The following is an 8,766-nucleotide window of genomic DNA, read 5'->3' as shown; positions in this document are numbered from 1 at the left end:
TACGGAGTGCCGACCGGGGGCTGGAAACCGTACAGCGGAACCGTGACCGGTCCGGCCCGGCCTCTCGGGCTGAGGTGTCGCTTGTCGACCATCACGTGTCCGCAGCCTACAGCCCTTTGTGTCGGCTTCGGGGAAAGGATGGGACGTGCCGCCGCGACCGCGCGGCGCGCCCCGCGCGTCCTTCGATGCCGCGGTCCGTCACCACCTCAAGGAAGGCAACGCCCCATGAACGGATCGACCCTGCAGAAGACCGCCGCCGAGTACGCCGAGGAACTTCCCGGAGCCCGGCTGGAGCACCCCTTCGGCCCCGACTGGGAGGTCTTCAAGGTGCGCGGCAAGGTGTTCATGCTGATGACCGAGGTCCCGGGGCGTCCCGTCGTGATCCTCAAGGCGGACCCCGGCGAGGCCCACGCCCTGCGGCAGCAGTACCGCCACATCACCCCCGGCTACCACATGAACAAGAAGCACTGGATCACGCTGGAGGGCGGGGACGGCGTCGACGAGTCGCTCGTCAGGGAGCTCGTCACCGACTCCTACCGGCTCGTCGTCGCCCACCTGCCCAAGGCCGAGCAGCCCGTCGACCCGCACACCTACGGCACCGGCACGCGGGCGGCCCGGTGAGCGCGGCCGGCGACCGGCTCCAGGACACCGCCCGCCAAGCGGCCCTCGCCCACCCCGACGTCAGCCAAGGACGCCCCTTCACCCCCGGACTCGACGTGTACAAGGTCGCGGGCAAGGTGTTCCTGATCGTCACCGACGACCCGGACGAGCAGATCATCACGGTCAAGTGCGAACCCGAACACGCCCGCGCGCACATACGCCGCTACGCCTCGATCACCCCGGGCCGCTACCTCGACAAACGGCACTGGATCTCGCTGGGGCCGGGACCCGGCATCACCGGGCGACTGGTCACCGAGGCGGTCGAGGACTCCTACGACCTGGTCGCCGGGCGACTGCCGCGACGCGACCGCCCCGGTGCCCGATGAGCGCCGCGAGCTTCCCCGCGAGCGGCTGCCCCCTCGTCGTGCGAGGGCTGCGAGCCTGACCGCCTCCCGGGCTCTGAAGGACCTCGGCCTCACCAGGCCGGCATCATCGCCTTGGGATAGCGGGACCCGGCCGAGCCCTGCGGCAGGATCTCCTGGACGCGGGCGAGGTCCTGCGCGGTGAGCGTGACATGCGCCGCCGCGGCGTTCTCGGCGACCCGCTGCGGACTGCGGGTGCCCGGGATGGGCACGATGTCGTCGCCCTGGGCAAGAAGCCAGGCCAGAGCAAGTTGCGTCACCGTGATGCCCTTGGCGTCCGCGAGCGCGGTCAACTGGCGGATGGCGGTCAGGTTCTTCTCGTAGTTGCCGGGCTGCCAGCGGTCGTCCCAGCTGCGCATGTCGTCCTCGGGGTACTCGGCGGCGGGCTTCACCGCACCGGTGAGGAATCCGCGGCCCAGCGGTGAATACGGCACGAAGCCGATGCCCAACTCGCGTACCACGGGGAGCACTTCGGTCTCCACGGCGCGTTCGAACACCGAGTACTCGGTCTGCAGCACGGATACGGGGTGCACCGCGTGGGCGCGCCGGATGATGTCCGGGCCGGCCTCGCTGAGCCCGAAGTACCGCACCTTGCCCGCGGCGATCAGCTCGCCGACCGTGCCTGCCACATCCTCGATGGGTACGTCCGGGTCCACCCGGTGCTGGTAGAGCACGTCGATGTAGTCGGTGCCGAGGTGGCGCAGGCTGTTCTCGGTGACCTCACGGATGTGTTCGGGCCGGCTGTTCAGCGCGAATCCCTCGGCGTTCGGCGGGGCGCTCATGTCGAAGCCGAACTTGGTGGCGAGTACGACGTCGTCGCGGACGCCCTTGACGGCGCGGCCGACCAGCTGCTCGTTGCTGCCCGTGCCCATGCCGTACAACTCGGCGGTGTCGAAGAAGGTGACCCCCAGTTCGTACGCCCGGCGGATGGTGGAGATGCCGCCGGGTTCGTCGCCGGCGCCGTACGCCATGGTCATGCCCATCGTGCCGAGACCGATCGCCCCGACCTGAAGGCCCTGCGTGCCGAGCGTGCGCTTCGGCAGGTTCTTGCTCTTGTTCTGCTGGGTCATGCCGTCAACGCTAGGTGCGCGATCACTGCGAGGTCATGGGCCGCGGGCCGCGTAGGGTTGCCTGATCCTCTCAGGACCCCCATCACTCAGGGACCCTCATCACTCAGGGACCCTCATCACTCAAGGAGCGCTCCATGCTCGACGACCTTGCGGCGGCCGTCACCCGGCACGGCGGCGACGGCCTGTGGTCGGACAGTGCGGTGCCGCGCCTCACGCTGACGACGCTCGACGAGCCCGTCCTGCCGTTCGATGTGCTGTACGAGCCGTTGATCTGCTTCACGGTCACCGGAGCCAAACGCGGTGTCGCGGGTGACCGGAGCTGGACGACCGGTCGCGGCGAGATGTTCCTCAACTCACTCGTCATGCCGGTCACGGCCACGTTCGAGGAGTTGCCGTACCGCTCGGCGGTGCTGCGTCTGGACGGCAGGACGCTCGCGGACCTCCTGCTGGAACTGGACGGAGCGGGCCCGCGTGCGCTGCCGGATCCGAGCAAGGGCCCCTGCGGGCAGATCAGCGCACCGATGACCCCCGAGATCGTCGACGCGGTGACCCGATGGGTACGGCTGCTCGACACCCCGGAGCACATCGGTGCGCTGGCGAGCCGTATCGAGGCCGAGATCCTCTACCGTCTGCTCGTCAGTCCGCTCGGCCCGATCTTGCGTCACCTCACGCTGGCCGACACTGCCGCGGCCCGGGTCCGCTCGGCAGCCAGGTGGATCTGCGCTCACTATGCCGAGCCGCTCACCATCGAAGCGGTCGCTTCAGTGGCCCACATGAGCACCGCGACGCTCTACCGCCACTTCAAGGCCGCCACCGGTATGAGCCCCCTCCGCTTCCAGAAACACCTCCGGCTCCAGGAGGCCCGCCGCCGTCTCCTCGCCGGCAACACCACGGCGGCGCTGGTCGCGGAGGCGGTGGGATACGTGAGCGCCACCCAGTTCAACCGCGAGTACCGACGTGCGTACGGACTGCCGCCCGCTCAGGACGCGGCCCGGCTGCGGGGCGAACTGGTGAACGCCGGGCGGGCCCGGTAGCCCTCCGTGCTGTCTCATGCTCACCCGCTGTCGCGCCCGTTCCTGAACGCTCGTGTACGAAGGCTCGGGCTACTCGTCAACCGGGGATCAGAAACGCGTTCTGACCCGCCGCCCCGCCAGAGCGGCCACTGCGTCGAACGGGTGAGGGCGGAACGTTTCCGCGAGCGCTTTCGGGTGACATCACACATACCTGCCCGCACCCCCGGGCAGCGTCGTGCAGCCTCAAGGCCTCGCACGACATAAGGAGTTTCCCCGCATGCGTCTGCGCACCACTCTGGCCGCCGCCGTCGGCGCCCTCACCCTGCTCGTCGCCCTCCCGGGCCCGGCCTCGGCCGCCGAGGGCACCTTCAGCTACGTCTACACGGACATCGCGGGGGAGCCCCGCCTCGGCGTGCTCGTGGACCCCGAGAGCCGGGAGTGCATCACGATCCCCGAGGCGGCCGGCGAGTACGTACCGCCCGCGCACTCGCCGCGCAACCGCACCACCTCCAGCGCCACGGTCTTCACCGGGCCGGACTGCGACGGCGAGCACTACACGCTCCGCCCCGGCGGCTCCGCGTCCGCGCGGCTCAAGCTGCGCTCCGTGGTCTTCTCCTGACCGGTCTCCTCCCCGGCTGACCTCGGCGTCACCGCCCCGTCCGGCCCGCTGCGCCGGACGGGGCATTTACCTGCCCGGCTCGGTTCCCCGGTGGTGGCGCAGGTCAGGAGATACACCATGGACTACGAAATGCGCGCGGAGTACGAGGAGGGCGCCTCGCCCCATGACCCCGAACCCCGTTTCTTCGTCTGGCACATGACACGCGACAGCGAGACGACCGCCCTCTGCGGGCGCGACCTCGACCCGGCCGCCGCAACCCAGTCCGCCGACCTGTGGGGCACCCCCGCCGGCCAGCCGCTCTGCCACGGCTGCGGCGCCTTCTACCTCCACCAGGTCCCTCACCACATGCTGTGAAGGCACATGCCGTGAGGGAATGAGAGACCGGCCGGGCGGCGTTGCCCAGGGGGCGGAGGGTGCCTCCGTACCGTCAGAGCGCGGCCGCCGTCCCGTACCGGGGAGCGCCGCGAACGCGACCCCGGAGGGAATCAGACACATGCGCGTGGAGATATGGAGCGACATCGCCTGTCCCTGGTGCTACATCGGCAAGGCCCGCTTCGAGAAGGGGCTGGCCGGTTTCGCGCACCGGGACGAGGTCGAGGTCGTCCACCGCTCCTTCGAGCTGGATCCCCGGCTGGCCAAGGGGGAGACCGGGACCGTGATCGACATGCTCGCGGCCAAGACCGGGCGCAGCCATGAGGAGGCCCGCGCGATGGAGGAGAACGTCGCCTCCAACGCCCGCTCCGAAGGGCTCGGTTACCTCGTCGACGGCCGTGACTACGGCAGCACCTTCGACATCCACCGGGTGCTCCATCTCGCCAAGGCCCGGGGCCGCCAGGACGCCCTGCTCGACCTCGTCTACCGGGCCAACTTCGCCGAGGAGCGCTCCGTCTTCGACGAGGACACCCTGGTGGGACTCGCGGTCGAGGCGGGGCTCGGAGACGCCGAGGTGCGCGCGGTGCTCGCCGATCCCGACGCGTACGCCGCCGATGTACGGGCCGACCAGCGCGAGGCCGCGGAGCTGGGCGCGAACGGGGTGCCGTTCTTCGTGCTCGACCGGCGGTACGGCGTCTCCGGGGGCCAGCCGGCCGAACTGTTCACGCAGGCGCTGGAGCAGGCGTGGGACAGCCGTACGCAGGCCGGGGCCGATGCGTGAGCGACGCTGGGGTACACCCTTCAGCAACGCGTGATTGACCGGGGGACGGCGGGCTTGCAGGGTGGAGCGCATGGAGACTCTGGTGAGTGCCGAGTTCGCGCCGGACACGACGTATCTGAACACCTCCACCTGCGGGCTGCTGCCCCGCCGCGCCGTCGCCGCCGTCCGGGCGCTGGCCGAGGCCAACGGAACCGGGCGGGGCGGGGACGGGCCGGGGAGCTTCGAGGCCATGGACGCGGCCCGCGCCTCCTTCGCCCGGCTGGCCGGGGTTCCGGCCGAGCGGGTCGCGGTCGGCGGCGCGGTCTCCGTACATACCGGGCTGATCGCCGCCTCACTCCGGCCGGGCGCCGAAGTCCTGCTGCCCGAGGGGGAGTTCAGCTCGCTCCCGACCCCCTTCGCGGTCCGCGGCGACCTTCGGCCGCGGTATGTCCCGCTGGAGCGGCTGGCCGAGGAGATACGGCCGGAGACCGCGCTCGTGGCCTTCTCCGCCGTCCAGTCGGCGAACGGCCGGCTCGCCGACCTCGCGGCGGTACGGTCCGCCGCCGCGGCGCACGGCGCCCGTACGCTGCTGGACACCAGCCAGTCGGCCGGCTGGCTGCCGCTGGAGGCGGGGGCGTACGACTACACCGTCACCGCCGGCTACAAGTTCCTGTGCTGCCCGCGCGGTACGTCCTTCCTCACCGTCACCGAGGAGGCGCAGGAATCGCTGGCGCCGATCCACGCGAGCTGGGGCGCGGGCGAGGACCGCTGGGGCAGTGTCTACGGTCCCGTGGGGGAGCTGGCGCACTCGGCACGCCGCTTCGACGAGTCGGTGTCCTTCCTCTCGTACTACGGGGCCGAGCGGTCCCTCGCCCTCCTGGAGGAGATCGGCGTCGGCCGGATCCACACCCACGCGACCTCCCTCGCCACCCGCTTCCGCAAGGGGCTGGCCTCCCTCGGCCACGAACCCGTGGACGCCGGGGACTCCGCCGTCGTCTGCGTGCCGGGGCTGGACCACCGCCACCCCGTCCTCCGGCGGGCCCGGGTGGCGGTCGCGGTCCGCGCCGGATCGCTGCGGGCGGCCTTCCATCTCTACAACACCACCGCGGACGTGGACCGGGCGCTGGAAGTTCTCGCGGAACCCCACTAGTGCACGGACGACAGGACGGCGTTCGACGGGACCGTCGCGCCGGCCGCCGTCGCGGCGACGGCGGCCGGCCGGCCCGCCTGATCGAGGAATGAGCGGGGGCGGCCCGTGGTTGATGATCTCGTCGCCCGTACGGCGCCCACCGCGCGGCGGTGTCCCCTCACCTCAGTCCGTGCCCTCCCCAGGAGACTTCATGACCACCGCTTTCGACCCGATCGACCTCTCGGGCACCCCGCTCGCCAACCGCGTCGCGATGGCCCCGATGACCCGCAGCCGCGCCTTCGGCCCCGGCAACTCTCCCACCGCCTCGACGGTGGAGTACTACAGGCAGCGGGCCTCCGCCGGGCTGCTGGTCAGCGAGGCCGTCCAGCCCTCCGTGATCGGCCAGGGTTACCCGGACACCCCGGGCCTGCACAGCCAGGAGCAGATCGCGGCCTGGCGGCAGGTCACCGAAGCCGTCCACGCCGCGGGCGGCCGGATCTTCGCCCAGCTCATGCACGGCGGCCGGATCGGCCACCCGGACCTGCTCCCGGACGGCCTGGTGCCGGTCGGCGTCTCGCCCGTCGCCGCGCCCGGCCAGGTCTATCTGCACGGCGGTCCCAAGGACTACGTCGTTCCGCGCGAACTGACCTCCGAGGAGATACACGCGACCGTCGCCGACTTCGTCTCCGCCGCCCGCAACGCGATCGAGGCGGGCTTCGACGGGGTCGAACTGCACGGCGCCAACGGCTATCTGATCCATCAGTTCCTCGCCCCCAACACCAATCTGCGCACCGACGAGTGGGGCGGTTCCGTCGAGGGCCGTATCCGCTTCGCCGTCGAGGTGACCCGCGCCGTCGCGGCGGAGATCGGAGCGGCGCGCACCGGCATCAGGATTTCGCCCGCCATCGGCCTGCTGGGCACCGAGGAGCCCGACCCGGAGCCGACGTACACCGCGCTCGTACGGGAGCTGGAGCCGCTGGGCCTCGCCTACCTCAGCCTGATCGAGAACACCCGCGCGTTCGCCCAGACCGTACGGAAGCTCTACTCGGGGACGCTGATCCTGACCCCCAGGACCGAGACCGGCACCGGCGCCGAGGAGCTGAAGGTGATCGAGGACGGGACGGCCGACCTGATCACCTTCGGGCGGCTCTTCCTCGCCAACCCCGACCTGCCGGCGCGGCTCAAGGCCGGTGGCCCGTACAACACCCCCGACCCGGCGTCCTTCTTCGGCGGCGACGACCAGGGGTACATCGACTACCCGGCGCTGGAGAACTGACCGCGGCCCGCAAGGGGCCGTAGCCAAGGGGCCGTAGGCAAAGGGTTGTAGCCACGGGGGGCGTAGGCAAGGCGCCGTAGCCCAAAGGGTCGTGGAGAAGCGGGGATACGCGAAGGGCGCGGGGCCGGTCGGCGTACGACCCGGCCCCGCGCCCCTTCCTCCCTGCCCCCGAAACGCGGCGGTGTTCAGCGCACCGGGGTGAAGTCCCGCGCCCCGATGAACTCCGGCCGCCGTACGGGCGCCGCGAACGGCTCGACCGCGGCGTTGTCCACGCTGTTGAAGACGATGAAGACGTTGCTGCGCGGGTACGGCGTGATGTTGTCGCCGGAGCCGTGCATGCAGTTGCAGTCGAACCAGGTCGCGGAGCCGGCCTTGCCCGTGAAGAGCCGGATGCCGTGCTGGTCGGCCAGAGCGGTCAGCGCCTCGTTGGAGGGCGTCCCGGCGCCCTGCATCTTCAGCGACTGACGGTAGTTGTCCTTCGGTGTCTCGCCCGCGCAGCCCAGGAACGTCCGGTGCGACCCCGGCATGATCATCAGACCGCCGTTGGTGTCGAAGTTCTCGGTCAGCGCGATCGAGACGGAGACGGTCCGCATGTTCGGCAGCCCGTCCTCGGCGTGCCAGGTCTCGAAGTCCGAGTGCCAGTAGAAGCCGGAGGCGCCGAAGCCGGGCTTGACGTTGATCCGGGACTGGTGGACGTAGACCTCGGAACCGAGGATCTGCCGTGCCCGGCCCACCACCCGCTCGTCGCGTACGAGCCCCGCGAAGATCTCACTGATGCGGTGGATCTCGAAGACGGACCGTACGTCCTGGGACTTGGGCTCGATGATCGAGCGCTCGTCCGCGCGTACCTCCGGGTCGGTGATCAGCCGTTCCAGTTCGGCGCGGTAGAGCGCCACCTCGTCCGGGCCGATGAGCTGGTCGACGGGGAGGAAACCGTCCCGTTCGAACCCGGCGAGGTCGGTCGGCGAGACCGGACCCGGCGCGTCCGGGGCGGACCACACGACGGGGTCCTGCCGCGGGGTGGTCACCTCGCCGAGGCCGCGCGTCGGGTACAGGTCGGTGGTGTGCACGGGGGTGGTGGTGGTCATGGTCAGCCCTCCTCGGTCAGCAACGGGTAGACACCGTTCTCGTCGTGGTCCTCCCGCCCGGTCACAGGGGGATTGAAGACGCAGACGCAGCGGAAGTCGCTCTTCGGGCGGAGTGTGTGGCGCTCGTGCCCGTCGAGCAGATACATCGTGCCGGGGGAGATCCAGTGGGTCTCACCGGTCTCCTCGTCGGTGAGTTCGGCCTCGCCCTCCACGCACAGGACGGCCTCGATGTGGTTGGCGTACCACATCGACGTCTCCGTACCCGCGTACAGGACGGTCTCGTGCAGCGAGAAGCCGACCTTCTCCTTGGCGAGCACGATGCGCTTGCTCTCCCAGGTGCCGGAGGCCGACCTCACGTGCCGGTCGGTGTTCTCGATGTCCTTGAACGATCGGACGATCACGGTGTGGTGACGCCTT

11 protein-coding genes are annotated in these 8,766 nt (G+C 70.7%); 8 read left to right on the top strand and 3 right to left on the bottom strand.

Annotated features, from left to right (window positions below):
• The first annotated feature begins 225 nt into the window (after nt 1–225).
• Both ACIQ7D_RS33220 and ACIQ7D_RS33215 read left to right on the top strand, forming a co-directional pair.
• Nucleotides 226–621: an MmcQ/YjbR family DNA-binding protein gene (locus ACIQ7D_RS33220; protein WP_403944150.1), complete on the top strand. Its 396-nt coding sequence runs from the start codon at nt 226–228 to the stop codon at nt 619–621.
• Nucleotides 618–986 (top strand): MmcQ/YjbR family DNA-binding protein, encoded by a 369-nt coding sequence (locus tag ACIQ7D_RS33215; protein WP_403944148.1) that lies wholly within the window; start codon nt 618–620, stop codon nt 984–986. Before ACIQ7D_RS33220 ends, ACIQ7D_RS33215 begins: the two co-directional genes overlap by 4 nt.
• An 89-nt stretch (nt 987–1,075) precedes the next feature.
• Here ACIQ7D_RS33215 and ACIQ7D_RS33210 read toward each other — a convergent pair whose 3' ends face one another.
• A complete protein-coding gene (locus ACIQ7D_RS33210) occupies nt 1,076–2,092 on the bottom strand; it encodes an aldo/keto reductase (RefSeq protein ID WP_403944146.1) in 1,017 nt (338 codons plus the stop codon).
• 134 nt (nt 2,093–2,226) lie between these two features.
• Between ACIQ7D_RS33210 and ACIQ7D_RS33205 the strand changes: the two genes are divergently transcribed.
• The 6 genes from ACIQ7D_RS33205 to ACIQ7D_RS33180 all read left to right on the top strand — a co-directional run bounded on the left by ACIQ7D_RS33205 (nt 2,227) and on the right by ACIQ7D_RS33180 (nt 7,261).
• Entirely contained in the window at nt 2,227–3,126 is a 900-nt protein-coding gene (locus tag ACIQ7D_RS33205; protein ID WP_403944144.1) for an AraC family transcriptional regulator N-terminal domain-containing protein, read from the top strand.
• A gap of 256 nt (nt 3,127–3,382) precedes the next feature.
• Nucleotides 3,383–3,724, top strand: coding sequence for a hypothetical protein (locus ACIQ7D_RS33200; protein WP_403944141.1), 342 nt, complete (start codon nt 3,383–3,385; stop codon nt 3,722–3,724).
• 117 nt (nt 3,725–3,841) lie between these two features.
• Complete coding sequence (locus tag ACIQ7D_RS33195) at nt 3,842–4,078, top strand: hypothetical protein (RefSeq protein WP_403944140.1); 237 nt, start codon at nt 3,842–3,844, stop codon at nt 4,076–4,078.
• Nucleotides 4,079–4,217: 139 nt separating this feature from the next.
• Nucleotides 4,218–4,877 carry a DsbA family oxidoreductase gene (locus tag ACIQ7D_RS33190; protein ID WP_403944137.1) on the top strand — a complete coding sequence of 220 codons (660 nt, stop codon included), beginning with the start codon at nt 4,218–4,220 and terminating at the stop codon, nt 4,875–4,877.
• 70 nt (nt 4,878–4,947) lie between these two features.
• Nucleotides 4,948–6,006, top strand: coding sequence for an aminotransferase class V-fold PLP-dependent enzyme (locus ACIQ7D_RS33185; protein ID WP_403944135.1), 1,059 nt, complete (start codon nt 4,948–4,950; stop codon nt 6,004–6,006).
• Nucleotides 6,007–6,196: 190 nt separating this feature from the next.
• The gene (locus ACIQ7D_RS33180; RefSeq protein ID WP_403944132.1) at nt 6,197–7,261 is read left to right on the top strand and encodes an alkene reductase; all 1,065 of its coding nucleotides are present in this window, start codon (nt 6,197–6,199) and stop codon (nt 7,259–7,261) included.
• Nucleotides 7,262–7,446: 185 nt separating this feature from the next.
• Here the strand turns inward: ACIQ7D_RS33180 and thpD are convergent, their stop codons facing one another.
• Entirely contained in the window at nt 7,447–8,349 is a 903-nt protein-coding gene (thpD, locus tag ACIQ7D_RS33175; RefSeq protein ID WP_403944130.1) for an ectoine hydroxylase, read from the bottom strand.
• A gap of 2 nt (nt 8,350–8,351) precedes the next feature.
• Nucleotides 8,352–8,750 (bottom strand): ectoine synthase, encoded by a 399-nt coding sequence (locus ACIQ7D_RS33170; protein WP_384926065.1) that lies wholly within the window; start codon nt 8,748–8,750, stop codon nt 8,352–8,354.
• Nucleotides 8,751–8,766 lie beyond the last annotated feature (16 nt).

The organism is Streptomyces sp. NPDC096310 (assembly GCF_044763125.1).
Lineage (GTDB): Bacteria > Actinomycetota > Actinomycetes > Streptomycetales > Streptomycetaceae > Streptomyces.
The sequence above is the reverse complement of the archived record's forward strand: the minus strand, read 5'-3'. Positions and strand labels throughout refer to the sequence as shown.

Coding starts and splice junctions, on each gene's coding strand:
- ACIQ7D_RS33220 (WP_403944150.1), top strand. CDS start 226: ATGAACGGATCGACCCTGCAGAAGACCGCCGCCGAGTACGCCGAGGAA.
- ACIQ7D_RS33210 (WP_403944146.1), bottom strand. CDS start 2,092: ATGACCCAGCAGAACAAGAGCAAGAACCTGCCGAAGCGCACGCTCGGC.
- ACIQ7D_RS33205 (WP_403944144.1), top strand. CDS start 2,227: ATGCTCGACGACCTTGCGGCGGCCGTCACCCGGCACGGCGGCGACGGC.
- ACIQ7D_RS33200 (WP_403944141.1), top strand. CDS start 3,383: ATGCGTCTGCGCACCACTCTGGCCGCCGCCGTCGGCGCCCTCACCCTG.
- ACIQ7D_RS33195 (WP_403944140.1), top strand. CDS start 3,842: ATGGACTACGAAATGCGCGCGGAGTACGAGGAGGGCGCCTCGCCCCAT.
- ACIQ7D_RS33190 (WP_403944137.1), top strand. CDS start 4,218: ATGCGCGTGGAGATATGGAGCGACATCGCCTGTCCCTGGTGCTACATC.
- ACIQ7D_RS33185 (WP_403944135.1), top strand. CDS start 4,948: ATGGAGACTCTGGTGAGTGCCGAGTTCGCGCCGGACACGACGTATCTG.
- ACIQ7D_RS33180 (WP_403944132.1), top strand. CDS start 6,197: ATGACCACCGCTTTCGACCCGATCGACCTCTCGGGCACCCCGCTCGCC.
- thpD (WP_403944130.1), bottom strand. CDS start 8,349: ATGACCACCACCACCCCCGTGCACACCACCGACCTGTACCCGACGCGC.